Origin of the sequence: Dorea sp. AGR2135, from assembly GCF_000420885.1 — a bacterium.
GTDB classification, from domain to species: domain Bacteria; phylum Bacillota; class Clostridia; order Lachnospirales; family Lachnospiraceae; genus Dorea; species Dorea formicigenerans.
In genome coordinates this window covers 22,891-47,781 of the sequence record NZ_ATVU01000021.1, presented here as the reverse complement: position 1 = coordinate 47,781, position 24,891 = coordinate 22,891, and the positions used below count along the sequence as shown (strand labels likewise).

25 protein-coding genes and 1 pseudogene are annotated in these 24,891 nt (G+C 40.9%); 3 read left to right on the top strand and 23 right to left on the bottom strand.

Annotation, left to right across the window (positions count from 1 at the left end):
- Positions 1-60: 60 nt before the first annotated feature.
- From G593_RS0112815 to cysK, 10 genes are all read right to left on the bottom strand, one after another.
- Positions 61-660 carry a TVP38/TMEM64 family protein gene (locus G593_RS0112815; protein WP_005338675.1) on the bottom strand — a complete coding sequence of 200 codons (600 nt, stop codon included), beginning with the start codon at positions 658-660 and terminating at the stop codon, positions 61-63.
- The gene (locus G593_RS0112810; protein ID WP_029731928.1) at positions 650-1,825 is read right to left on the bottom strand and encodes a glycosyltransferase family 4 protein; all 1,176 of its coding nucleotides are present in this window, start codon (positions 1,823-1,825) and stop codon (positions 650-652) included. The genes G593_RS0112815 and G593_RS0112810 overlap by 11 nt, the downstream gene beginning before the upstream one ends.
- A gap of 267 nt (positions 1,826-2,092) precedes the next feature.
- Complete coding sequence (locus G593_RS0112805; RefSeq protein WP_022278458.1) at positions 2,093-2,350, bottom strand: heavy-metal-associated domain-containing protein; 258 nt, start codon at positions 2,348-2,350, stop codon at positions 2,093-2,095.
- 595 nt (positions 2,351-2,945) lie between these two features.
- On the bottom strand, positions 2,946-4,433 hold the full coding sequence (gene thrC / locus G593_RS0112800; RefSeq protein WP_005338667.1) for a threonine synthase: 1,488 nt from the start codon (positions 4,431-4,433) through the stop codon (positions 2,946-2,948).
- Positions 4,434-4,480: 47 nt separating this feature from the next.
- Positions 4,481-4,975, bottom strand: a complete 495-nt coding sequence (gene leuD, locus G593_RS0112795; RefSeq protein ID WP_005334218.1) for a 3-isopropylmalate dehydratase small subunit — start codon at positions 4,973-4,975, stop codon at positions 4,481-4,483.
- Entirely contained in the window at positions 4,975-6,252 is a 1,278-nt protein-coding gene (leuC, locus tag G593_RS0112790) for a 3-isopropylmalate dehydratase large subunit (protein WP_029731927.1), read from the bottom strand. Before leuC ends, leuD begins: the two co-directional genes overlap by 1 nt.
- Positions 6,253-6,276: 24 nt before the next feature.
- Positions 6,277-7,848: an isopeptide-forming domain-containing fimbrial protein gene (locus G593_RS0112785; RefSeq protein ID WP_029731926.1), complete on the bottom strand. Its 1,572-nt coding sequence runs from the start codon at positions 7,846-7,848 to the stop codon at positions 6,277-6,279.
- A 208-nt stretch (positions 7,849-8,056) separates the two neighbouring features.
- Entirely contained in the window at positions 8,057-8,677 is a 621-nt protein-coding gene (locus G593_RS0112780) for a peptidase C39 (RefSeq protein ID WP_005338663.1), read from the bottom strand.
- 90 nt (positions 8,678-8,767) lie between these two features.
- On the bottom strand, positions 8,768-9,214 hold the full coding sequence (locus G593_RS0112775) for an RrF2 family transcriptional regulator (protein ID WP_005338662.1): 447 nt from the start codon (positions 9,212-9,214) through the stop codon (positions 8,768-8,770).
- A gap of 85 nt (positions 9,215-9,299) precedes the next feature.
- The gene (gene cysK / locus G593_RS0112770) at positions 9,300-10,232 is read right to left on the bottom strand and encodes a cysteine synthase A (RefSeq protein WP_005338661.1); all 933 of its coding nucleotides are present in this window, start codon (positions 10,230-10,232) and stop codon (positions 9,300-9,302) included.
- 346 nt (positions 10,233-10,578) lie between these two features.
- On the opposite strand from cysK, the gene G593_RS0112765 reads away from it, so the two are divergent.
- Entirely contained in the window at positions 10,579-11,442 is an 864-nt protein-coding gene (locus G593_RS0112765; RefSeq protein WP_029731925.1) for a hypothetical protein, read from the top strand.
- Between the two features lie 282 nt (positions 11,443-11,724).
- Here the strand turns inward: G593_RS0112765 and pdxT are convergent, their stop codons facing one another.
- The 4 genes from pdxT to G593_RS0112745 form a co-directional block, all read right to left on the bottom strand.
- On the bottom strand, positions 11,725-12,279 hold the full coding sequence (gene pdxT / locus G593_RS0112760) for a pyridoxal 5'-phosphate synthase glutaminase subunit PdxT (protein WP_029731924.1): 555 nt from the start codon (positions 12,277-12,279) through the stop codon (positions 11,725-11,727).
- A gap of 1 nt (position 12,280) precedes the next feature.
- Positions 12,281-13,156 (bottom strand): pyridoxal 5'-phosphate synthase lyase subunit PdxS, encoded by an 876-nt coding sequence (gene pdxS / locus G593_RS0112755; protein ID WP_029731923.1) that lies wholly within the window; start codon positions 13,154-13,156, stop codon positions 12,281-12,283.
- 290 nt (positions 13,157-13,446) lie between these two features.
- A complete protein-coding gene (locus G593_RS0112750; RefSeq protein WP_255348533.1) occupies positions 13,447-13,683 on the bottom strand; it encodes a RidA family protein in 237 nt (78 codons plus the stop codon).
- The gene (locus G593_RS0112745; protein ID WP_029731920.1) at positions 13,680-14,708 is read right to left on the bottom strand and encodes a putative ABC transporter permease; all 1,029 of its coding nucleotides are present in this window, start codon (positions 14,706-14,708) and stop codon (positions 13,680-13,682) included. Before G593_RS0112745 ends, G593_RS0112750 begins: the two co-directional genes overlap by 4 nt.
- Before the next feature lie 125 nt (positions 14,709-14,833).
- Between G593_RS0112745 and G593_RS0112740 the strand changes: the two genes are divergently transcribed.
- Entirely contained in the window at positions 14,834-15,061 is a 228-nt protein-coding gene (locus G593_RS0112740) for a FeoA family protein (RefSeq protein WP_029731919.1), read from the top strand.
- On the top strand, positions 15,061-17,106 hold the full coding sequence (gene feoB / locus G593_RS0112735) for a ferrous iron transport protein B (protein WP_029731918.1): 2,046 nt from the start codon (positions 15,061-15,063) through the stop codon (positions 17,104-17,106). Before G593_RS0112740 ends, feoB begins: the two co-directional genes overlap by 1 nt.
- 81 nt (positions 17,107-17,187) lie before the next feature.
- On the opposite strand, the gene G593_RS0112730 is transcribed toward feoB, so the two are convergent.
- From G593_RS0112730 to G593_RS0112690, 9 genes and pseudogenes are all read right to left on the bottom strand, one after another.
- Entirely contained in the window at positions 17,188-18,003 is an 816-nt protein-coding gene (locus tag G593_RS0112730) for a PHP-associated domain-containing protein (RefSeq protein WP_029731917.1), read from the bottom strand.
- 4 nt (positions 18,004-18,007) lie between these two features.
- Positions 18,008-18,883, bottom strand: a complete 876-nt coding sequence (locus tag G593_RS0112725; RefSeq protein ID WP_029731916.1) for a hypothetical protein — start codon at positions 18,881-18,883, stop codon at positions 18,008-18,010.
- A 139-nt stretch (positions 18,884-19,022) separates the two neighbouring features.
- Positions 19,023-19,742, bottom strand: coding sequence for a cytidylate kinase family protein (locus tag G593_RS18645; protein WP_330360853.1), 720 nt, complete (start codon positions 19,740-19,742; stop codon positions 19,023-19,025).
- 12 nt (positions 19,743-19,754) lie between these two features.
- A pseudogene (locus tag G593_RS0112715) lies at positions 19,755-20,418 on the bottom strand (sodium:proton antiporter); the annotation flags it as partial.
- A 43-nt stretch (positions 20,419-20,461) separates the two neighbouring features.
- Positions 20,462-21,046 (bottom strand): DUF6465 family protein, encoded by a 585-nt coding sequence (locus tag G593_RS0112710; protein WP_029731914.1) that lies wholly within the window; start codon positions 21,044-21,046, stop codon positions 20,462-20,464.
- Positions 21,047-21,188: 142 nt separating this feature from the next.
- A complete protein-coding gene (locus G593_RS0112705) occupies positions 21,189-22,040 on the bottom strand; it encodes a putative manganese transporter (protein ID WP_022278593.1) in 852 nt (283 codons plus the stop codon).
- 273 nt (positions 22,041-22,313) lie between these two features.
- Positions 22,314-23,312, bottom strand: a complete 999-nt coding sequence (locus G593_RS0112700; RefSeq protein ID WP_005338646.1) for a FadR/GntR family transcriptional regulator — start codon at positions 23,310-23,312, stop codon at positions 22,314-22,316.
- 91 nt (positions 23,313-23,403) lie between these two features.
- Positions 23,404-24,654, bottom strand: coding sequence for a M20 family metallo-hydrolase (locus G593_RS0112695; protein WP_029731912.1), 1,251 nt, complete (start codon positions 24,652-24,654; stop codon positions 23,404-23,406).
- A gap of 29 nt (positions 24,655-24,683) precedes the next feature.
- Positions 24,684-24,884, bottom strand: a complete 201-nt coding sequence (locus tag G593_RS0112690) for a hypothetical protein (protein ID WP_029731911.1) — start codon at positions 24,882-24,884, stop codon at positions 24,684-24,686.
- Positions 24,885-24,891: the final 7 nt, after the last annotated feature.

The window sequence follows — 24,891 nt, the reverse complement described above, 5'->3', positions numbered from 1 at the left end:
TCATCCCCCATTCTTAATCTTTCTTCAAGGTGTAACATTTTACCTTCTACCGATAACACATTAGACTGAGAATATCATCCGAAATGCTGTCGTAAGTCCCAGACTGTAAAGTGCAATGGAACATGGTTTTCCAAGCAAAATGACAAGCGAGAACTGCTTCCATGTCATCTTCGTCGTTCCTGCCAGATAACATAAGAAGTCATCTGGTGCTACCGGAAAAAAGATTGCCAGTGTAAATAATTTTAAGAACCGGCTGTCTTTTTCTGTCCAGGAATCATATTTCTGAACCAATTTTTCCGAGAACATCTTATATAAAACCGGACGTCCCATCATTCTGGATATTCCAAATGCTGCCAGTGAACCAATACAGATTCCTATATAATTATATACGAATCCAAGCCATGGCCCGAAGAAAATCACTCCTCCCAGGCAGCTGATTCCTCCCGGAAGAATCGGAATGACTACCTGGACAATCTGAATCAGTACAAAAATTGCCATTCCTCCATATCCGAACTTAGCAATAAATGCCTGTAATGTATCCACAGAATCCAGAATGCCATTTTTATATGCCCAAAATGCAAGTGCTACACAGATCAATAACCCGGCAAGTGAGACCAGATTCCATATTTTTGCCATTTGATTTCTATCATTAAGCTGCATAGACATTCCGTCTTTTTCTTTCTTCCAGCGCTGCCAGGTAAACCCTCTCCACCCGCTTCGCAAAGCTCTCTTTTGAAAACTGATCTGCTGTCCGAACTGCTGTATTGCGCATTCTCCTCTTTTCATCTTCACTGAACTCCTTCCATTTCTGTATACACTCAAGGTACATAGACTTATTTTCATACTGCCAGCCATTCTTTCCTTCCGTAACTACCTCTTTCAGGCAGTCATCTTTTCTACATAAAAGCGGTACTCCACCAGCCAGTGCCTCATCATATGTCATACCCTGTGTTTCGCTTGTTGATGCGCTGACGAAAAGATCTCCAATCTGATAATATCTGGCGACTTCATCTGGCGACACCATTCCTGTAAAGATTACACTATCTGTTACTTGATATTCTTTTGCCTTTTCTTCCAGTGTAGTTCTATATGGCCCGTCTCCTACTAAGACAAGTTTTATATTGTTTTGTACACTTTTTTGATACCAAAGCAACTCTTCAATGTTTTTTTCTTTTGCCATTCTCCCAACATAAACGAAAACAATCTCTTCTTCCTTTATGCCATATCGTTCCCGAAGCGCCTCTCTGCTTCCATCATCAATTCGTCTTCTGTATTTTTCTGTATCAATTCCAGACGGTACAACACTGACCGGACAACTTACCCGGTAGCCTTCCAGAATCCGCTCTATCTTTCCACTTGGTGCAATCATGGCATCCACCTGATCTGATAATTTTCTTGTCATCATCTGTACCAGGCTCCTGCCCCATGCTTTCTGTGGTGAGAAATAATGTGTGTAATCCTCATATACAGTATGGTATGTGTGAATGATTGGAATATCTAGTTCTCCTGCAATTCTCTTTGCCAGAAAAAATGTAGAGAATTCGCACTGGGAATGAATCAGATCCGGCTTCCATGCAAGCAGCTCTTCCATATATTCTCCCGCCACAACCGGAATCTTCACCCTTGCCTGTGGATATATCTTTCCCATACCTACCGATCCTGCATAGATCACATTTTCCTCTTTATATGAATGACAGTTTCTGGAAAGCGTCAGAACCTTTACTTCATGACCACGTTTTTCCAATTGCTCTGTCAGATTTAACACGGAAGTCACAACTCCATTTATCACAGGTCTGTACCAGTCTGTTGTAATCAGTATTTTCATTGTTCATTACCTCCTCTTCCTTACAGTAACAAGCTTATCACCCGGTTCTTAAAATAAACGCAGTCAATTCTAAATATTTCTTAAAGATTCCCACAAGATTTTCTTACTACAAGTACGATTTCTGCATGACGACTTTTTTCATAATAGGAAATGTAATTTTCTATTATAAAAAAGCCCTGCGAAGTTATCCATTCAAACTTCACAGGGACATGTGTTCCCAACCTTTTATTCCGAGATACTCTATTCTCTTGTTTTTATTTCTTACGATTATTTCTTTCCAAAATGAAAGAATCCTTTTTTCTCATATGGCTCTGTATGGACGTCTACCAGTTCATAGCCAATCTCTTTGATTTCCTTTTTCAGGAACGGGATATCCAAGTTTTCCTCACTGATCACAACTGTCTCACCATCTTTTACTGAAGAAGTAACTTTTTTTACCTGAAAATTCTTACGCACCAGATCATTCATATGCGCTTCACACATGCCACACATCATACCATTTACTTTTAATACCGTCTTTATCATAATCTGCCTCCTGCTTCTATATCTGTCTTTGAATTAAATTAATATGGAACTCTTTCTTACACATTCACCTTATACCCCTATATGGTATAAGTCAAGTATGTGGTTTGCAATTTCTGACTGCTGAAACTTTTTATCAATAACGCAAATAACCTCTCCAAGCTTTCATGTCAGCTTCGGAGAGGTTTTATACTGAGTAACTATTTTTTTACTAAGAAGCTACTTGGCAGGCGTACCATTCTCCTGCGTCTCTCGGGTTTCCCCTGTCAAGCTCTCGGCGTGTGGACGGGTACGAATTCCTCCACCTCAAGTAACTTCTTATTTATTGTATTCTTATCATAGCATTTTTATTCTCTTTTGTAAAGAATTGTCTTATTTTTTAATAAACGTTTCCACTTTTTCTCGTTTATTTTCATAAATGTAATGATAGAATTTTTATATTGAGGATTGTCTGTAGATGTATTCTTTCATCTGTGATAATTGCTTCATCCATTACAATATCTTTCGTTATACAGCTATATATTTTTCTATCTATTTTACCTATAGTTCTAATATTTATCTTCCTTTAGCTCCATCCTCTTACAAAATTTATTTTCTTCTATACGTTCAGAATCCCTTTTACGGTCTCTTTCATCTTATCTGCATCACATTCCAGATCATGAAGTATTTTTGCATCCAGAATATCTTTAATTGCCTGTGGCATCGGAACACCGGATACTTCCTGCAGTTTTGGGAGAAGATCAAATTCATCTGCATTTGCATTCTCCGCATCGATAGCGCTCATCACACTCTTTACGAATTTGTATGGGCTTGCTGTAGATGCAATGACACATTTTGTCTGATCACCGCTCTTAGCGCGATACTGTCCGCATACATGAGCTGCAACTGCTGTATGTGTATCCATGACATATCCTGTCTTCTGATAGGTATCATGAATACTTTCTGCCGTCTCTTCTTCTGTAGAATATCCGGCAGCAAAATCAGCTAGTTTTTCTTTCATTTCCGGTGTAATTGTATACTTTCCGGTTGTCTTAAGCTCTTCCATCAGCTCTTTTGTCTTCTCTGAATCTTCACCACAGATGAGATAGATCAGACGCTCCAGGTTGCTGGAAATCAAGATATCCATGGAAGGTGATGTCGTTAATACAAACTCACGGTTCTTATCATACGTTCCTGTCTGGAAGAAATCATACAATACCTTATTATCATTAGAAGCGCAGATTAATTTTGCGATTGGTACACCTAGATTCTTTGCATAGTATGCTGCCAGAATATTTCCAAAGTTACCAGTCGGTACGACTACATTAATCTTCTCTCCGTCTTTAATCTCTCCATTTGCAAGCAGTTTTGTATATGCATATACATAATAAGCGACCTGTGGTACAAGACGTCCGATATTGATGGAGTTTGCTGATGAGAACTGGTATCCCTTATCAGCCAGTTCTTTTGCAAGTTCCTGATCTTCGAACATCTGCTTTACTCCACTCTGGGCATTATCAAAGTTTCCATGAATTGCAACTACATCTACATTTGCCCCTTTCTGGGTTCTCATCTGGAGTTCCTGTACTTTGCTGACACCATTCTTTGGATAAAATACGATAATCCTTGTTCCTTCTACATCCGCGAATCCTGCCATGGCAGCTTTTCCTGTATCTCCGGATGTGGCAGTCAGAATTACAATCTCATTCTTCACCTGATTCTTCTTTGCAGATGTTGTCATCAGATGTGGCAGGATAGAAAGTGCCATATCTTTAAATGCAATCGTTGCTCCATGGAACAGTTCCAGATAATAAGTATCTTCTACTTTTACAAGTGGAGCAATTGCCTCATCATCAAACTTGCTGTCATATGCTTTTTCAATACAATTCCTTAACTCTTCTTCTGTAAAATCTGTAAGGAAACACTTCATAACTTCATAAGCAGTATCCTGATAGTTCAGATCCTTCAGTTCTTCCATAGACTTTCCAAGTACCGGAAGCTTCTCCGGCACAAAAAGCCCTCCGTCCGGAGCAAGTCCTTTTAAAATTGCTTCCGATGCAGTCACTTTCAAATTAGAATTTCTTGTACTTTTATAATATAAATCCATCTGTTCCACCCTTCTATGATCCTGCAATTCTCTGCCTGGCATCACTTTTATTTTACTTTTTTACTATTTGTATATTTTACAAGTCCGCCTGCTGCAATCAGTTTCTGCATGAATTCCGGGAATGGCTGTCCCTTAAATTCCGTTCCTTTTGTACGATTATAGATCATACCATTATCAAAATCAACTTCCACTTCGTCTCCGGCTTCAATTCCTTTCGCAGCCTCTGGACATTCGATGATCGGAAGTCCGATATTAATTGCATTTCTATAGAAGATTCTGGCAAATGTCTCTGCTATAACACAGCTTACTCCTGCTGTTTTCAGACACAGTGGCGCATGCTCTCTGGAGGATCCACATCCAAAGTTCTTATTTGCCACGATCAGATCTCCCGGCTGTACCTTATTTACAAATTCCGGATCAATATCTGCCATTGCATGGCTTGCAAGTTCCTGTGCATCAAAAGAATTCAGGTATCTTGCCGGAATGATTACGTCTGTATCTACGTTGTCTCCATATTTAAATACATGTCCTTTTGCTTTCATTATTCAACGACCTCCACTTTCTCAGGATTTGCGATGCATCCTGCAATTGCACTTGCTGCTGCTACTTCCGGTGATGCAAGATAAATCAGGGAATCTACATGTCCCATTCTTCCTACAAAGTTACGGTTCGTTGTCGATACACACTTTTCTCCTGCTGCCATAACACCCATATGTCCACCCATACATGGTCCGCAGCTCGGTGTATTCACTGCACATCCTGCATCTACGAAAATATCCATCAGTCCTTCGTGGATACACTGTTTGTAAATCTTCTGAGTAGCCGGAATTACCATAACACGTACATCTTCGTGTACTTTATGACCTTTGAGAATTGTTGCTGCCTTTCTCATGTCTTCCATACGTCCATTCGTACAGGATCCAATAACAACCTGATCGATCTTGATCGGCTCCATAGCCTCGATCTCATCAATCGTTTTTGCGTTTCCAGGAAGATGCGGGAATGCAACGGTTGGACGGACTTCTGCAAGATCGATCTCAATGACCTGCTCATATTCAGCGTCCTCATCGGCTTCATAGACTGTATATTCTTTCTTTGTATGCTCATTCAGATACTGGATTGTCTTGTCGTCTACCGGGAAGATTCCGTTCTTTGCACCTGCCTCGATTGCCATGTTCGCCATTGTAAAACGATCGTCCATAGACAGATTCACAATTCCGTCTCCGGTAAATTCCATAGATTTGTAAAGGGCACCGTCTACGCCAATCTTTCCAATGATGTGAATGATAATATCTTTACCACTTACATACTTGCCCGGTTTTCCAGTTAATACGAATTTGATTGCAGCCGGCACTTTAAACCACAGCTCTCCCATAGCCATTCCTGTTGCGATATCTGTTGTACCCACACCTGTTGAAAATGCTCCAAGTGCTCCATATGTACAGGTATGTGAGTCTGCTCCGATAATCAGTTCACCGGCTGCAACAACTCCTGCCTCCGGAAGAATCGCATGCTCTACTCCGGATTTTCCCTGTTCAAAATACCAGTGCAGTCCCTGTGCTTTTGCAAACTCACGGATTGCTTTTGAATTCTCTGCGGATTTGATATCTTTGTTCGGTGTAAAATGATCTGGTACAAATACTACTTTATTCTTATCGAATACAGTGTCGGACATCTGCTTTAAAATCGGCAGTGCCATCGGTCCTGTAATATCATTTGCCATTACTACGTCTAATTTTGCTTCTATTAACTGTCCGGCTTCTACATGATCCATTCCAGCATGCGCAGCTAATATTTTCTGCGTCATTGTCATTCCCATCACGACAACCTCCTGTTCTTTCCATTAGTGCTTTTTATGATGTTTCTTAGCTTTTCGCCATGCGTTCATTGTACCACACAGCACAATCACGGTGCAAGAAAGAATCAGTATTAGGATAATTCCTGTTATATTTGCTACATCTCCCGTTTTCACAGTTGATGCTTTTAATGATTTCGCCGATGTAACTGCCGGTGTAACAGGTATCTGCGGTTCTTCTACTTTCGGTTCTTCCACTTTCGGCTCCTCCGGTGTCGGTTCTTTCACTTTCGGCTCTCCCGGCTCAGGTTTTGGTTCTTCTTCTACTTTCACAGTCTCTCTGTCTTTAACTTCTTCTGCATTTTCAGAACACACAACTACTTCATTTTCAATCTCTTTTCCTATTACGCTCTCGTCAGTAATTGCAACCTGATATTCTACCGTGTACTTCTGACCGCTTTCCGGTCCCTCCAGGAATTCCCCTGCATGGATTGTGTAAGAATTCCCCTGCACTGTAATCTTTGCGTCAGGAATTTTCTCACCGTTTTCATTTAACAATATCACTGAATTTTTCTGAAGTTTTACTCCTTCTGTAAGAATCGTATCCGTGATCACCACATTTTTTGCAATGGCTTTTTCAATCTGCTGAGTCACATCCAGCGTGTATGTAATAATATCCCCTAATTTATAAGTTTTACCGGACTTATCTGCATTTTTTTCTACCTGAAGCTCCGGCTTATCCAGCCATTTTACCTGCAATTCGATTGGTGATGATATAATCTGCTGCATAGAAGCTGTCCCAATATCCTGACTTCCATTTCCGGTCTTGACCAGAAGAATTTTCCATGATTTTGCAATTTCTCCCCTGATTTCACCACTGCTCCAAGTCGTTCCATTTCCATATGCAACATCTGCCCTTAAGTAAAATGTGTCTCCTCCCGATACTTTCACATTTCCACCTTCGCTCGTGCCCCTCGTCTCATTAACAAGCATGACTCCATCAGGAAGCGGAACGGTGATACTATTTGCCGTATCCCCTACAAGACGAATACTTTGGGTTCTCTGACATTTCTGTTCCCGGTCATAATAGGCCGTCAGCCCATTTTCAGAAAATGCCAGCTCTGCATCTGGTATATCCGGAAGATTTTTTACATAATCTGCATACATGACTACCGCACTGGCAATGTCTGCATTCAGGCCTTTAAACGCCGCACTGTTCTGATCGCAGCCGTCATAAATGTATGATAATACACAATGGGTCAGACAATAAGCATTGGCATCTTCACCCCAGCCTCCGGTCAGTGAACTTTTGATATATTGCTCATATCCCGGTCCACCGTACATGTAATACATTGCTTTACTAAGATGTGACTTCGGATCCAATTCTGATGCGCTATATGCACCATTCCCCGGTGATTTCATATCTGGCTCCAGACAAAATGCCAGATTACCATCCACGTAATAATAATGGGTCGAATATCCCATATACCTGATTGCATCCCCTTTTACAAGGGATACTTCCTTTGCTTCTGCATTCACTGCCGGCAAAATGAGTAACAAAAAGAACACCCCTACTGCCAAAATGAACTTACGGGCAAAATAAACTCCTTTTTTCTCCATATGCAATTCTCCTCTTAATGATCAATGAATCTGTTGTTTATGGGTTACAAAAAAGACCTCCCTTCACCTGTTTTCTCGTTTTGGAAATCTGGGAAGAAATAAATTCCCTTCGTTGGGGATACACCCCATGATGTGTTACTGAAAATTAGAATTTCTTAGACGAGTGCTATTATCATAGCCAGAATGCTATGATTTGTCAATAGCACTTTTAAATAAAATATTCGATGGTTTTCTCAGACGTAAGCTCTGTGTTCTTATTAAAAAGGATGATTGCCTCCCGCCCCTGATAAGGCCCCAGAGAATAGACATTTAACGCAATTTTATTAAAATATTTCCACGGCACAATACGATTATAGCGCGTCGGACAATTTTCGACAATCTGTATGTCATCAAGACCATATCCTTCCTGATCATAATACGGATCAAACATGTAGACATGTTCCCCCTCTTCGCCTGTAAGAAGAACATAGTGCCACTCATCAGAAAACAGACGTAGCACAACAGCGCCTCCTCTTCTGAGAGCGTCATTAACATAGCTTTCATTTCCAAGATACACTTCTTTTCCGGACAGATAACGGCTTTTTACAGGGAGAATCCCAAGATTCCCCATGCTGTTCAGCCAGTTCGACAGAAACATCATGGCAGCGCAGGACGTTCCACTTTTTCCTGGAACTCCTTCACTGCTATAGCAGTCCAGACAATATAGCATAATGTTGCGCAAGACTTCCGGTGGAATTTCCTCTCGTTCGAATAAAAAACTGATGGCATTCTGCATAGATGTCGGTCCGCAGTCATATTCTGAAAACTGATAATGTAATGGATTTTTCATGCCTGTCTCCTTTAGAAAAACTGACGGATACCTTTCGCATCCACCATGAATTAAGAACTAATCTGTTGCATAAAAAACAAATTTCAATCTTTAGATATAATACATATCCTGTCCATAGTCTACATATGTCTGGTACTCTTTTTCCAAATCATAAAGTGTAATGCCTGTCAATATCTTCTCCAGTTCGTAATTCACCTTGTCTATGACCAGTTTTTGTATTGCCTCCGGTGCTGCTTTATAGTCACAGTCTTCCGGCACATCTTCAGCCTCGATTCTATAATCACCTTCCAGGGCTTCGATCACCTCTGAAATTGTAATCTGTTCTGCAGGTTTATTTAAAAAATATCCGCCCTGAGATCCTTTTATACTCTTGACAATTCCTGCTTTTCTAAGGCTCGCAAATACCTGTTCCAGATACTGTGGAGAGATATTATTTCTCTCCGCGATGCCCCCCAATGCTACCTGCTCATTTTTAGAATTTACTGAAAGATCAATTAATGCCCGCAGGCCATATCTGCTCTTCATCGAAAGTTTCATAATCTTCTCCTCTAGTTTAACGTATCAGACAGCCGGCTTTTGCCCGCTGTCCTACGTCAATATCTATTCACTCTCTTTTTTAATCTTACTCAGCGAACAGAGGGGTTGAATAATATCTGTCTCCGTTATCCGGAAGTAATGCTACAATAGTTTTACCTTTATTTTCCGGACGTTTTGCATAATCAATTGCTGCCCAGAGAGCTGCTCCTGATGAAATACCTACCAGAACTCCTTCGTGTTTTGCAAGAAGTTTTCCTGTAGCAAATGCATCGTCATTCTCAACTGTAATTATCTCATCATATACTTTTGTATTCAGTACATCTGGAACGAATCCTGCTCCGATTCCCTGGATCTTGTGTGCTCCGCTCTTACCTTCTGAAAGTACTGGTGATGTTGCAGGCTCAAGTGCTACAATTTTAATATCTGGTTTCTTTTCTTTCAGATACTCTCCAACTCCAGTCAGTGTTCCACCTGTACCAACTCCTGCGATAAAGATATCCACATCTCCGTCTGTATCATTCCAGATCTCCGGTCCTGTTGTTGCTCTGTGTGCTGCCGGGTTTGCCGGGTTCACAAACTGTCCCGGAATAAAACTGTTCGGAATTTCTTTTGCAAGTTCATCTGCTTTTGCGATGGCACCTTTCATTCCTTTTGCCCCTTCTGTCAGCACAATCTCTGCTCCGTATGCTTTCAGGATATTTCTTCTCTCAACACTCATAGTCTCAGGCATTGTCAGGATAATTCTGTATCCCTTAGCTGCTGCGATTGCCGCAAGACCGATTCCGGTATTACCAGATGTAGGCTCGATGATCACAGATCCTTCCTTCAAAAGTCCTTTTTCCTCCGCGTCTTCAATCATGCCTTTTGCAATTCTGTCCTTCACACTTCCGGCCGGATTAAAATACTCAAGCTTTACGAGTACTCTTGCTTCCAGTCCTAATTCTTTTTCAATATTCTTAACCTCAACCAGTGGTGTATTTCCAATTAAGTCAATTGTTCCGTTGTAAATCTTTGCCATGATATCTTCCTACCTTTCCTATCAATGTAGTGTGTATTCGTCGTTGGTATTAATATAGCACCACATTTCAAACTTGTCAACTATGTTTTGTATGTTTTATATTTTTTCCACCTTTCCATCATCCATTTATATATAAAATTAATTGATTGTCCGCACATTTCGTGATAATCTATAACCACTTTAAGAGAAGCAATCTGCAACTCTTTCAAAGTTCTAAGTCGTAAGACATCTCATTTCGGTGTTTCATGTTCGAAACTGCTATCCGATATGAAGAGAAATGTAACTGTAGGCATAGATATTCTATTGCAAAGATGAATCGAAAACTTTATAATGAAAGGAGAAATGGATGGAGCAAAAGAGAAAGACGATAGAATGGCATCCGGCATTCACGGCTTCACTTCAGATTGAGTTCGAAGATGAAGCAGATAAAATAATATTTGAATCGGAACATTTGTTATCAAAGAAACCCATGCAGATTGATGAACTTGTAATAAAAGTTCATGACAATGAGAAAATCCAGAAAAATATAGGGAGAATATTTCGAAAGCATAATATTGTGGAATATAAAAGTCCGGAGGATTATCTGACAATTAATGATTTTTATAAAGTATATGGGTATTGTTGCTTTTATCAGTCGGATACTGAACATGTATGTGAGATTCCACCGGAAGAACTGACTATAACATTTATATGTAACCATTATCCGAGAAATCTGATACAGCATTTGGAAAAAGTTCGAAAGTTGCAAATAAAAAAAGAAGAGCCAGGGATATATTATTTTGTTGGTGATGCAATTCCAATTCAATTATTGATTACAAAAGAATTGAATCTGGAAGAGAACCGATGGCTTGGCAGCTTGAGAAGCAATATTAAGAATCAAAGTGAGATTGAAGCAATTCTAAAAGAGTATGAAGAAAAAAAGAATTCAAAGTTGTATCAGGCAGCAATGGAAGTAATAACAAGAGCTAACTGGGAGGCAATAAAGGAGGCGAAACCTAGTATGTGTGAGGCACTAAAAGAATTAATGGCAGAAGAATTTCAGGAACTGGAAGAGCAAGTGACGGAACGAGTAACAGAACAGGTAACGGAGCAAGTAACAGAACGGGTAACGGAACAGTTGGTAAAAAATTTATACGAAAATGTAGGCAATTCTGAAAAAGTTGCAGAAATGTTAAAATTGCCCATTGAAACCGTACGCAGAATACTCTAAATAATATGTGTTGCAGCGATTTTATCAAGCAAATATATGAGGCATGTATTTTTTTAAACGGCAATCAAATAAATCGCCGTTTAAAATTCAAGAATGCCTCGGCATTCTTGCTGCGAGGTGCGCGTCATGCAATTGCATGACATACTTCTACTGCGCACCTCTGCAAGTCTACACTCCGTTTCGGTCGGCGCAAAACCATTGTCCACCGGACAATGTGCGCCCTGCCGGATGCTATATCAGCTGGGGGATTGACTCCCACCACTGATATAGCATCACATTTTCTTACATATTCAAAAAATATTCATGTATTCTCGTATCCCCGTCCAGTTCCGGGTGAAATGCTGTCACGAGCTGTCGTCCCTGTCTGGCAGCCACAATTTTACCATCTACTTCAGCCAGAATCTCAACCCCTTCCCCTGCCTGGGCAATATATGGTGCCCGGATAAATGTCATCGGCACCTGGCCAAGTCCATCAAACTCTGCATCTGTATGAAAGCTTCCAAGCTGTCTTCCATATGCATTACGCTTTGCCGTAATATTCATAGTACCAAAACACGGAACTCCTGCTTCCACTTCATCTGCCAGAAGGATCAGTCCCGCACAGGTTCCAAAGACTGGCAGACCTGACAGGATTTTCTCTTTTAAAGCATCGTAAATGTCAAGTTCCAGTAAAAGCTTTCTCATCACCGTACTCTCACCGCCCGGAAGAATCAGTGCATCAAACGGTCTGTCCAGATCTTTTTTCTGACGGATTTCAAAATAATCTGCTCCAAGTTTCTTAAGCATCTGTTCATGTTCCAGAAATGCTCCCTGAAGTGCCAGTACTGCTACGGTCATCTTATTTTCCCCTCTCTGCCATCAGAAGTTCAATCTCCTGCTCATTGATTCCGACCATTGCCTCACCAAGATCTGTGGAAAGTTCTGCGATCAGTTTTGCATCTGCATAATTAGTTACTGCTTTTACAATTGCTGCGGCACGTTTTGCAGGATCACCAGATTTGAAAATTCCAGATCCTACGAACACTCCTTCTGCTCCAAGCTGCATCATCAGTGCTGCGTCTGCCGGAGTTGCAATTCCTCCTGCCGCAAAGTTTACAACCGGAAGTTTTCCGTTCTCATGAACATATTCTACCAGTTCAACCGGAACCTGAAGCTGCTTTGCCGCCTCAAAGAGCTCGTCCTCTCTTAAGCTCTGAATTCTGCGGATTTCAGCATTCATCACACGCATATGGCGGACAGCCTGTACAACGTCTCCTGTTCCCGGCTCACCCTTTGTACGGATCATAGAAGCTCCCTCAGCAATTCTTCGAAGTGCCTCTCCAAGGTCTCTTGCTCCACATACGAATGGCACTTTAAAGTCTCTCTTGTTGATGTGATATACATCATCTGCAGGTGAAAGAACTTCACTCTCATCGATATAGTCAATCTCAATTGCTTCCAGAATCTGTGCCTCCACAAAATGTCCGATCCTGCATTTTGCCATGACCGGAATTGATACGGCCTCCTGGATTCCGCGGATCATCTTCGGATCACTCATACGGGATACCCCGCCTGCTGCACGGATATCTGCAGGAATTCTCTCCAGCGCCATAACTGCACAAGCACCTGCTGCCTCTGCGATTTTTGCCTGCTCCGGTGTTGTTACGTCCATGATAACTCCGCCTTTTAACATCTGTGCTAACTGCTTGTTTAATTCATATCTATTCTCTGCCATAATTCTTCACCTTTCTCTTCATCCGATTTTTTTCTTATTTTCCTAATATTTTTTCTCTGTGTTACGTAACTATGATACATATCATACTGCAAACTGGTATTTATTAAATAGCCAATATTTACATTTTACAGCAAGCCAGTTTTAAACTTATCACAACACAATCATAAAAAGATCCAAAAGATACCTTCTGAGATTGCTTACAATTACCAAGGTCGGAAGACTACTCGGACTTTGACTCGCCACTAACGAAAAAAAGAACAGATCCATCGACCTGTTCTTCCTCAACCTGATTATTTCTTCGCTATCAACTCAATTTCTATCAATGCATCTCCGCAAAGTCCTGTCACACCAACTGTTGTCCTAGTTGGATATGGTGCTGAAAACTGTTGTTCATACACTACATTCATTGCATCAAAATTCTTCATATCTGTCAAATAAACATTTACCTTCTGTACATCTTCTTCTGACATCCCCATCTCATCAAGAATACTTAGAAGATTCTTAAAAAAGTCTCCTTGTACTACTATTTTTTTCTCTTCATCTTTTCTTTCAATCTCAGTTTCTCACGTAACTCGTTAAATGTCTCCTTATACTGTCTGGATTCCATACGTGGGAATGCCTTCATCAGACGTCCGGACACGGCTCCGCCCTGACCTGACAACTCTTCATACTTCTTACGAAGCTCTTCACTTCTTGCCTGAAGCTGCTGCCTTGCTTCATCTGCGGTTCCGCCAATCCTTGTACGCCCCTCACTAAGCTTACGGCGGCTGCCTTCCGTTGCAGCTTCCAGTTTCCTGCGGCCTTCCTCTGTCGCACTTTCCAGTTTACGACGGCTTTCTTCTGTAACATTTTCCAGTTTCCTGCGGCCTTCTTCTGTCGCAGCTTCTAGCTTCTTGCGGCTCTCTGCTGTTGCTGCTTCCAGTTTCTTGCGTCTTTCTTCTGTTGCCTCCATCGTATCCATCATACCTTCATGGATATTTTCACCAAGCTTATCCGAAATCTCATGCAGCTCTGCGGCAATCTTCGCCATAGCTTCCAACTGATGATTCAGTTTCAGGATTCCGGCCGCAGTCACATACAGATCAACAAAAATACAGATTTCCAGTACTGCGAGCATTACAAGCCCTAATGTATGTGGAATAAATGTCAATATTTTATGAATGACCGGATGAATCACACGGACGATCAGTACACATGCCACTCCCCACACAAGGGAAAATATCAGGCAAACATATCCACCGATATTCAGCGGCTGATTTGTATAATCCCACCATTTATGATGAAAAATCTTATCCATCAGATATCCGGTAAGCCCTTCCAGAACTGTCACCAACACTGTGGACAACGCATACAACAAAATCAAATTGTCCTTATACGGTGTCAGGAAATAGACGACTACCGTCACACCGACTCCATAAATCGGACAGATCGGACCATTCAGGAAACCTCTGTTCACGAACTTTCTCTGCTTTGTTGTCGCATATGCAACTTCTGTGCACCAGCCCAGAAAACCATACACAAAAAAGTATAACATCAAGTAATAAATCTGCATAAAATCCCCCTTTTATGTTTATGAAATCCAGTATACTTCACATTGAAGTTTTCGTCAATTGATGATATAGTTAGTGGAGTAACCGATAAATAATTCTCATTTACAATTTATAAAAAGGACAAAAGATGACTTTAAAGCAAGGCAAAAATAACAAAACTTATCAGGTTCTTTCTATCAACATTGAGCTTCTTCTTGAGAGACGTCTAGAAGCGCTTGGATTGACAGAAGGCGCCAAAATCACAATATTGAACAACAATAAAAAAGGTGCTCTTACCGCCAGATTTCGTGGCACACGATTTGCACTTGGCAAAAGAATCACAGACCACATCGAAGTGAAGGAGGTCACGGAATAATGGAAAAAATCATTAATGTAGGCTTCATCGGTAATCCAAATTGCGGCAAGACAACCCTCTTTAACGCTTACACCGGTGCAAATCTAAAGGTAGCTAACTGGCCCGGTGTCACAGTGGAAAAGAAAGAAGGCTTCACGACCTATGAAGATCAGAAGTTCCGTCTCATTGACCTTCCGGGAATCTACAGTCTGACTTCTTATACAATGGAAGAGACTGTATCTCGAGAATGTATCATGAGTGATGAAGTTGATGTCATTGTAGATGTCATTGACGCTTCCAGTCTGGAACGTAATCTCTATCTGGCCCTTCAACTGATCGAACTTGGGAAACCCGTTGTACTGGCTCTGAACATGATGGATATTGTAGAGAGCCGCGGCATGGAAATTGACTTGCACCGCCTCCCGGAAATGCTTGGAATTCCAGCAATCCCTGTATCAGCACGAAAAAAGACAGGACTTTCCATTCTGCTGCATGCCGTTTCCCATCACAGTGAATATGCCAGCCAGGGACCTTTTATTCATCATCACAAAGGAATGCATTCTGAACACCGGCATAATCATCACTCAGAATATGCCATGGTCTATTCCGACCTTATAGAAGATAAAATCGACGCACTGATTACTTTGATCACCGCAACTTATCCGGAAATGGATAATATGCGTTGGCACGCCATCAAATATCTGGAAATGGATAAAAATATTCTGGATCAATATCCACTTGCCGGAATGGAACAAATTGTAGACAGAAGCTATGAAAAGGATATTATCAATCAAAAATATGACTTTATTGAAGAAATTATTGATGAAGTACTTGTCAATAAAGCCCAAAAGGCAGCCTCTACAGAAAGAATTGATAAGTACCTGACCGGAAAATGGCTTGGTCTTCCAATTTTCCTTCTGATCATGGCATTTGTATTCTTCCTCACCTTTACTGTAGGAGACTGGCTGAAAGGATATTTTGAGATTGCTCTTGAAGTATTCTCAAATCTCGTATCAAATGGTCTTGCTGCTGTCCACACAAGTCCGATGTTGACTTCGTTGATCGTAGACGGCATCATTTCAGGAGTTGGCGGAATTCTGACATTTCTACCAAACATTTTCATTCTCTTCCTGGCTCTTGCGCTTTTGGAAGACAGTGGATACATGTCACGAGTCGCATTTGTCATGGACGATATTATGAGCAGTCTCGGATTATCCGGAAGAGCATTTCTTCCATTGTTGCTCGGATTTGGCTGTACCGTACCTGCAGTCATGGCTTCCCGGGCACTTGAAAATAAAAGAGACCGTTTTAAGACTATCCTGATCACACCATTTATGTCGTGCAGTGCAAGACTTCCGATCTATGTCTTATTTTCCTCTATGTTCTTTGGAAAATATGCCATGATCGTCTGCTATTCCATGTATCTGCTCGGCATCATTATCGCAATTACAACAGCATTTATCCTGTCCAAAATCGACGGAAGCAAAGCGACACATGCCCTGTTGATCGAATTGCCGGAATATAAAACTCCAAGTGCCCATACGATTGCGATTTATGTATGGCAGAAGATAAAAGATTATCTTACCAAAGCCGGAACTGTTATATTTATCGCATCCATCTTAATGTGGGCAATCTTAAACTTTGGTCCTCATGGATATGTAACAGATATTTCTGAAAGCTTTGGTTCTGTCATTGGACGCCTGATCGTACCGGTCTTTCAACCGGTCGGACTCGGATATTGGCAGATTATTGTAGCTTTGATCGCTGGTATTGCCGCAAAGGAAGTTGTTGTCTCCAGCTGCAGCGTACTCTTCGGAATTCAAAATATTACGACTGCCCACGGAATGACCGCAATGGCGGCTTCTCTTGGTGCCATTGGTTTTGGCCCGGCAAATGCTTATGCACTTATGACATTTTGTCTGTTATATGTACCATGCACAGCAACCATTGCAACGATTCATCGTGAGTTGCAAAGCTGGAAATCCACTGGTTTTATCCTGCTCTATCAGCTGTGTACTGCCTGGATCATAAGTTTTGTAGTTTATCATATCGCAAGTTTGTTCTAAGCTCTTATAAGGGCGCACTAAAAAAGAAGTATTCTGACTTTGAGTAAAATCTCATTTATCAGAATACTTCTTTTTTATTTATTACATATATTTCAACTCAATCGGATCGATCGGATCGACAGGATTCTCAATCTTTCCATTCAGCATACGTTTTCTCTTACGCATGATTGTACCAGCCTTATTATAAAACCAGAAAGAATATGTCAGAATCTTATCCGCCTTTCCCATCTTGTCTTTTGCCGTCTTTCCATACAGACTGCCACCTGTCTCAATCACTGCAGATTTTGACCTGATCAGTGCGATCAGCTCTGTCTCACATGTCACTCGCTCTGGCAGAATGGTATACCCCATACCTACACAATTAGGTCGGTGTGCGTCACTGCCACCGATTCCCGGTTTCTTATATTTCTTTGCAAGCTTAAGGGCTCTCGCATTAGACTCTGCTGATTCACATGCATTAAATGCTTCAATAAAGTCAAACCGCTTAAATAACTCTGGTGATTTGTAATAACGCTTTGTGTTCGTAAAGCTTAAATATTTGCCCCCGCATGGATGTGCCGGCCCCAGAATTCCTCCGTGCTTATGCACAAAATCAATCAATACTGCAACCGGAAGACCTCGGAGTTCCAAAAGTCTCATCTTCACGCCTTCTGGCATAATGCATAAAATATGTCCTCCGTCACAAGTATCATACTCAATTCCTTTTAAGACTACAAAATCATCATGTACTTTTCCCTTCATCTGGTATTTCCAGTGTCGGTATCCTTTATACGTATCATGATCTGTAATCAGCATTCCGTCAAATCCACGTTCTTTTAAAAGTGTAATGTACTCGTCCAGGCTCACCTTGCTGTCAATGGACCCTTCCTTTACATGACAATGCATGTCCAGTTTCATAAGCCTATTCCTCGCTCTCCTCGTCAGATGGAATATCGTCTAAATCCAAATCCCTGATCTCGATATCCTCTGACTCATCATCTGAAAAATCCTCATCTTCATCCAGATATCCTTCCGGCTCTTCTGCCTCTTCCTCATCCAGATATCCTTCCGGCTCTTCTGCTTCTTCTGGCTTCGCTTCGTCCTCATCCAGAATCATTCGGGCTTTCTCTACTTCATTCTCCATAGAGACCTGTTCCTTGATATGTTCAGATTTGATTCTCTCTTTCTTTCCAATCTTACTTGACTGCATCATGAACTGAATCATAAGTCCTACAAATGCAAGAACCGCACCTGCTGCATATTTTAACCATGACGGATCTGTAATTCCAGCAAGGTCGAGAATCGCCGGACCTGCAAGAAATCCACCTGCTATACCGGTAATTACAATGATCATCGGCTCTGCAAATATTGCAGCAAGAATCGCAAGCACAAGTGCCACTGCCAGTTCCACAATAGTAATGACTGAACTTTGTGCCGGTATCACTGCTGCCAGCACTCCCATAGAGCAGATGAATATCATCACAAATACACCCAGCCTGTATACAAGAAAAGACACTACTGCCAACAATATCGCGCAGACTAATATAACTGCTACGGATGCAATACCTTCAATTCCCGCTAATGCACAGATTCCAGCTCCCACTCCTGCTCCAATCAGAAATCCCAGGAATGCCGCAACCACTTTCACCAGCTTCAAGCCGAAAAATCCAATTAAAATACCGATTGCTATCACAGCCGCAAACACTCCCACGCCTAGCTTTCCGGAAAGGAACACTGAAGTCGGTCCATCCATGGAGCCTATCGCACTTATGCCTTTCACCAATGTTGTCTCATTCATTCTATTATCTCCTTTACGTATTAATTATTTTCTCCCGTCTCATTCGTCTTTATTATATCAGTATCTGAAACACACGTAAAGTCTCTTTCTTGTACCCCTTATGCTTTCTTCCTGTTGATGATCAGACGTTCAATGATTTCTATCGTCTCTTTGATTCCGTAGTTAGCACTATTAATGCACAGGTCATAATTCTCAGGAGTTCCCCCAGATCGCTCATATGAAAGAAGATGGCATCTTCGCTGTTAAGTCCATGATAACGATACATATTCCGCAGCTTTGATTTCAATGTTTCTCGTTTTTTTCCATATTTATCAAACTCTGTAAAGCACTCTTTCTCTTTAATATGAAATTTTTCTTCTTCCTGACGTTTTAGTACCTGCTCGAAAATCTCTGAATCATAATAATTAATATGCAGCTTATCTGCCAGCTCAAATCCAATATCATTTCCCGCACTTCCCTGTGTACGGCTGATACAGATAACGAGATGCGCATTTTCGTCCACTTCATCCCAGTGTGCAGCCGGATTCAGAGCCATTCTTTCTTCATTGACAATATCCGTTTCAGACATATCCGGAAGCTGCTCCATTGCTTTAAGAATCTCATTATATTCTGTCATCATACGGCTCTTATCTTCTTTATTCTTAATCGTACGAGCCATGTTACTGATCAGCGCCAGCTCACTTCGCAAGAGATGTCCGTCAGGCTTCGTATACATCAACATACTAAGTGCACGGATCGTATTCTCTCTGCTTCCTGTAAATGTTCTTCCAAGGGAAGATTCTACACATTTATATACTTCACCATCCAGATCATAGATCCGATTCGCAAGTTCTATATACATATCTTTATTATTTGCCATATCCGTAACCTCCTACAAAAAGAACACAAGCATATCCAGTATAAATACCGGAACTAAGAATGCAAGCGACCATAAATACTGCTCCACAGGAAATAGCCTCTAGAAGATTCACCGGAATCTGTCCAAGAGCCGTTGTAATACCTCCTGTTAATCCAAGTGTTCCCGCAGTTGTCAGGAATACAAGATAGGTCGGTGTATGGTCAAGGAAGCTGGACAGTGCTCCTGTTGCCCAGAACATCTGGTACGGCTCGCTAATTCCAAGGTTTGGTCCAACAGATTTTAACAGCATCAGTGCCGGCTGCATAGTAATAAAAATTCCGATAAACAAAACTGCAACCTCTTTGATCGCTCCCCACGTAAAATGGTTCTTTGTACGGATGGAACTGTCTGTTGTCTTAAATGACAGAAATGCTGCAAGTAAAATAATATTGTGCAGTCCTTCGATATAAAATTCGGTTCCCGGTCTGCTGATATCCGGTTTTCTTCCTTCCGCAATATCTTTACGGTATGCCTTTTTATCCAGATGATAAAATACAAATAACAGAATCACCAGATTAAAAGTCAATATTGGCAATAAATGCATGCTCCAGAAAAATGGTACTCCACGCATAAATCCCATTAGAAGCGGCGGATCTCCGATTGGCGTAAGACAGCCACCCATATTGGAAATCAGAAAAAAGGAACTATCTATTTCCCGACAGCCCCTTCTTTTTATCTTCCTACTCGAATTCTACAGCTCCTGTTTCTGTTCCATTGATCACATAGTAGACCGCATTCTCTTCCGGTTTTATGTAAAGATCCATCTCTTTAATGTCTCCGACTTTTTTACCAGATCTCGTCCATGCTTTTTTCACACGGGCAATGATGTCTTTCTCTTCTACCTGCTTACCATAATACTCAACAAATGCTTTTATTATAATGTCTTTCTTAGCAGCTTTCTTTACAGTCTTTGTCGCAGTCTTTGTTACAGCTTTTGCTACAGTCTTTGCCGCACCTGCACCTTTCACTGCTTTTTTCGTAATCTTTTCTACTGTATCTGCAGCAGCCTTCTCAACTTTAGCTTCTACTTTCTCTTTTGTCTGTGGCTTTATCTCGGTCTTAGCTTCTGCCTCTACTTTCTCTTTTGTCTGTGGCTTTATCTCGGTCTTAGCTTCTGCCTCTACTTTCTCTTTTGTCTGTGGCTTTATCTCGGTCTTAGCTTCTGCCTTTGCTTTCTCTTCTGTCTTTATCGAATCAGCCATAACATTTGCAGCTATTTTTACATCTTTTGTCTTTTTTACAGGTGTCCCTTTTTTTGTTACCATAATAAATCCTCCTCACAAAAAGGTATATCTCAAGTGTGAACATATTTATTATAGCACATCAAAATAGAAAATCAATTTCGAATATGTTAACTTTTTGTCAATTCGTGTCGCTTATCGACAGCATTTTTCACAATTTGACAACTTAAAATCCGAAGATCTGTAAAACCATTCCTGCAATCACTGAAAGTGCATATAAAGTGAGTACAATCTTTATGTTCTCACGTTTATCCCGATTGACCTTAAAAAGTACAACCAATCCAATTCCTGCTCCGGTACAGAGACCGGAAATGGCAGATGCGAATGAAATTGCACCGCTGATATAAAGCTGCGTGATCACAACAGAAGCCGCACAGTTAGGTATCAATCCAATAAGTGCTGCAATCACTGGCTGGAAAATACTATCTGCCAGAAGATATTCAGATAATGTCTGAATCCCAATTACTTCTATAATAAAATTCAAAATTGCTGTAAATACAAAAAGATAGAGAAATATCTTAATTGTATGGCGAAGTGCTGGTTTTAAAAGTCCGGCGTGGTGATCATGACATCCACAGTGATCACAGAGATTTCCACACTCTTTTGGAGTTGCAATTTGTTTCTGCAGGAAAAGATCAATGATGTATCCTGCTACGACCGCAATCACAACTTTTACCGCAAGGAGTGTCAGAACTGTCTTTCCCTGATCCGGATTGCCAAGCAAGATCAATACTGCTTCATCTGATGTTGCAAGAAATACAGAAAGTAATGTTCCTACCGATATAATCCCTCCTGCGTAGAGGTTAGAAGCCATGACTGAAAATCCGCATTGTGGTACACAGCCCACGAGTGCCCCCACAACCGGACCTGCTTTATCTACATCTTCCAGTGCCTTTCTTGTCAATTTTGTCGAATAATGCTCCAATCCTTCAATTAATAAAAATGCTGTAAAAAGAAATGGAAGCATCTTTAAACAATCTGCCAACGCATCTGCAAGTACATCTATTATCATTTCCATATTATCACCTCTAATTCTATTATCTAGTTACTTATTATGTTCTATTCTTAGTAACACAATCCGCAATATTATATCTTATTCTTTTCAAAATTACAAGAACTCCTCTGCAAATTTACAGGAAATTCGAGGCAATACTGTGAGGTACGGTACAAATCAAATACCACTTCATCATTCTGTAAATTTGCAGGGGAGTCCCTTTTCGATATTATATTCAAAACTTTTTTTATTTCTTTTTCAACATGTTAATGACTATATAAACAGTTTTATGTAATCTTATCTGTAATTATAACGGGCTTTTGATCTCTTCATGTGCTCTTCCATAGCTTCTGCAGCACCCTCTCCGTCTTTTGCGAGTATAAGACCATAAATTCTCTGATGCTCTTCATAAATTTCCTGAAGCTGCCGTCCGTCAATCATTCCCGTCTCACTGACATGACGCATCAGATTACTGATTGTCTGAAGCATACTGTAAATTACAGTATTCCCGGAACACTCTGCAATACTGCTGTGGAACTCCAAATCTGCATCCAGAAACTTCTTATAATTCTGTTCTACATATGCCTGATGGATTTTATGTGATACATCATACAGACGATTCAGAGCGCGATCATCTACGCAGTCAGCTGCCAGATAAGCGGCTTTCACTTCCAGAAGATCTCTCACTTCCAAAATAGACTCTGTCTGATTGCCATTCATAAATAAAGACCAGGAAAGTGGAATGACGAAAAAATTTGCTTCATTTCCACTAATATAAGTTCCCTGCCCCGGCCGGATATCAATCATGCCAAGCACATCCAGAACTTTCAATGCCTCACGTACTGCCGAACGTCCAACTCCAAGTTTTGCCGCAAGTACACGATCTGACTCTATCTTATCCCCTTTTTTCAGACTCTTATCAAACATCTGCTCTGCAAAATACATAGTCAGGCGATTCAAAAGTTGATTAATGCTGCCTTTTTTAGACTGAAGCTTTCCAAGCGCTTCCGGGCTTACATCATCCGGTAACAGAATATGTATCTTCTCGGCAAATTCTTCTGATGGCATAGAAAAATGCATAGAATCAATTCCAACCTGTTCTGAAACACTGATAATGACATCATTCATTCTGGGACCGTCTTTTGCCTCCAGGTTAGACAATGTCGCGATGCTCATAGTTGGCTTTCCTTCTTCATCCGACAGGAATCTGTCAATGAATTCTTTTTGAGTCAGCCTTAAAGCTCTTCTTAACAATCGTAAGTTTTCTCTTTTGTACATCGGATTTAATTCGCCCATATCTTTTTCCCCGTTTCTTTCTCGAAAGGCCGCAGGATATCTCTTCCTCCGGCCTTTCGAATCACCATTCATAAATAATTATTTTTTCGGATTACTCAGCAAGAAGCTTTTTAGCAAGACCTGTCATAACAACAGAAGCTTTTGCAAATTCACTATACTTTGTAAACTCTACCGGGCAGTGACTTCTTCCGTCTTTACTTGGAACGAAAATCATAACTGTCGGAAGTACCTGACCGATCTCAAGTGCATCATGTCCTGCTCCACTAGGAAGTCTCATATAAGAATATCCTCTTGCTTTGCAGTCTTCTTCCATGATGTCAAGCATACCTTCATCCAGCATAACTGGCTCGATCACAAGCTTTGTATCGATGTCATAGGATCCACCCATAGCCTTCACTTCACGGTCTAATGCTGCACGAATTCTGTTTGCGATATCATTAATATTGTCGTTGCTCTTAGAACGAATGTCAACTGTAAATTCACATTTTTCAGCTACAATGTTCATTCCACCAGGTATCGTGTTAATGTATCCGATTGTTGCAACTGTTCCGTCAGCTTTCTCTCTTGCCCAATCTGGGATTTTAGAAATAACCTTTGTTGCTGCATCAACAGCATCAAGACGCATGTCCATTGGAGTTGTTCCGGCATGGTCAGCTCTTCCGTTTACTGTTACCATATATCTCTGGATTCCAACGATACAATCTACAAGACCGATCTCAATATTCTTTGCATCCAGAACCGGTCCCTGCTCAATATGAAGCTCAAGGAATTTTCCGATAGAACCTTCCGGCCATTTTGCATCTTCAATCTTCTCTGGATCAAGTCCATATCCCTTCATGGCATCATAGATAGAAATTCCGTCTGTATCTTTGTAATGTTTGCAATACTCGACATCTCTGTGTCCAAGCATAGCTCCGGATCCAAAATATCCTGTTCCGAAACGCATACCCTCTTCATCGCAGAAACCAACGATTGCAAAGTTTCTCTTTGGTGTAAATCCTTCATCTTTTAACTGTCTTGCAGCTTCGATTGCACATACAACTCCGGCGATTCCATCAAAGTCTCCACCGTTTACTACTGAATCATAGTGAGATCCCATCATAACACATGGAAGATCTGGATTCTCTCCTTTTAAGATACCGATTATATTTCCGGCCTCATCCTCATGTACTTCAAGACCAGCCTCTGTCATAACCTCTCTCAGGTAATTTACGGCATCTCTAGCCTCTTTCGTAAATGGAAGTCTTGTACATCCATCTCCTGGTGTTGCTGTAAAACGTTTTAAACACTCTAAGTTTTCAGCAATTCTTCCTGTTACTTCTTCAATTGCTACTGTTCCCATAGTCTTTTTTTCCTTTCTGGTTACAATAATTACTTATGTTTTGGTGTTAAGATAAACACTTTCACCGGTGAATAGAACATAGCTGCCATCATGATTACAAATCCAACTGCACAGGCTGCGGTTGTCCCGTTATATAAACCGAAAAGCATAATAGCAAATGCAATCATAATTACGATAAATGCTAATGTCAGTCCACCTTCTTTAGTTTTAAAAAAGCTATTCTTCTCCATTGTCAGC

Coding starts and splice junctions, on each gene's coding strand:
- G593_RS0112815 (WP_005338675.1), bottom strand. CDS start 660: ATGCAGCTTAATGATAGAAATCAAATGGCAAAAATATGGAATCTGGTC.
- G593_RS0112810 (WP_029731928.1), bottom strand. CDS start 1,825: ATGAAAATACTGATTACAACAGACTGGTACAGACCTGTGATAAATGGA.
- G593_RS0112805 (WP_022278458.1), bottom strand. CDS start 2,350: ATGATAAAGACGGTATTAAAAGTAAATGGTATGATGTGTGGCATGTGT.
- thrC (WP_005338667.1), bottom strand. CDS start 4,433: ATGGATTTATATTATAAAAGTACAAGAAATTCTAATTTGAAAGTGACT.
- leuD (WP_005334218.1), bottom strand. CDS start 4,975: ATGAAAGCAAAAGGACATGTATTTAAATATGGAGACAACGTAGATACA.
- leuC (WP_029731927.1), bottom strand. CDS start 6,252: ATGGGAATGACAATGACGCAGAAAATATTAGCTGCGCATGCTGGAATG.
- G593_RS0112785 (WP_029731926.1), bottom strand. CDS start 7,848: ATGGAGAAAAAAGGAGTTTATTTTGCCCGTAAGTTCATTTTGGCAGTA.
- G593_RS0112780 (WP_005338663.1), bottom strand. CDS start 8,677: ATGAAAAATCCATTACATTATCAGTTTTCAGAATATGACTGCGGACCG.
- G593_RS0112775 (WP_005338662.1), bottom strand. CDS start 9,214: ATGAAACTTTCGATGAAGAGCAGATATGGCCTGCGGGCATTAATTGAT.
- cysK (WP_005338661.1), bottom strand. CDS start 10,232: ATGGCAAAGATTTACAACGGAACAATTGACTTAATTGGAAATACACCA.
- G593_RS0112765 (WP_029731925.1), top strand. CDS start 10,579: ATGGAGCAAAAGAGAAAGACGATAGAATGGCATCCGGCATTCACGGCT.
- pdxT (WP_029731924.1), bottom strand. CDS start 12,279: ATGACCGTAGCAGTACTGGCACTTCAGGGAGCATTTCTGGAACATGAA.
- pdxS (WP_029731923.1), bottom strand. CDS start 13,156: ATGGCAGAGAATAGATATGAATTAAACAAGCAGTTAGCACAGATGTTA.
- G593_RS0112745 (WP_029731920.1), bottom strand. CDS start 14,708: ATGCAGATTTATTACTTGATGTTATACTTTTTTGTGTATGGTTTTCTG.
- G593_RS0112740 (WP_029731919.1), top strand. CDS start 14,834: ATGACTTTAAAGCAAGGCAAAAATAACAAAACTTATCAGGTTCTTTCT.
- feoB (WP_029731918.1), top strand. CDS start 15,061: ATGGAAAAAATCATTAATGTAGGCTTCATCGGTAATCCAAATTGCGGC.
- G593_RS0112730 (WP_029731917.1), bottom strand. CDS start 18,003: ATGAAACTGGACATGCATTGTCATGTAAAGGAAGGGTCCATTGACAGC.
- G593_RS0112725 (WP_029731916.1), bottom strand. CDS start 18,883: ATGAATGAGACAACATTGGTGAAAGGCATAAGTGCGATAGGCTCCATG.
- G593_RS18645 (WP_330360853.1), bottom strand. CDS start 19,742: ATGGCAAATAATAAAGATATGTATATAGAACTTGCGAATCGGATCTAT.
- G593_RS0112710 (WP_029731914.1), bottom strand. CDS start 21,046: ATGGTAACAAAAAAAGGGACACCTGTAAAAAAGACAAAAGATGTAAAA.
- G593_RS0112705 (WP_022278593.1), bottom strand. CDS start 22,040: ATGGAAATGATAATAGATGTACTTGCAGATGCGTTGGCAGATTGTTTA.
- G593_RS0112700 (WP_005338646.1), bottom strand. CDS start 23,312: ATGGGCGAATTAAATCCGATGTACAAAAGAGAAAACTTACGATTGTTA.
- G593_RS0112695 (WP_029731912.1), bottom strand. CDS start 24,654: ATGGGAACAGTAGCAATTGAAGAAGTAACAGGAAGAATTGCTGAAAAC.
- G593_RS0112690 (WP_029731911.1), bottom strand. CDS start 24,884: ATGGAGAAGAATAGCTTTTTTAAAACTAAAGAAGGTGGACTGACATTA.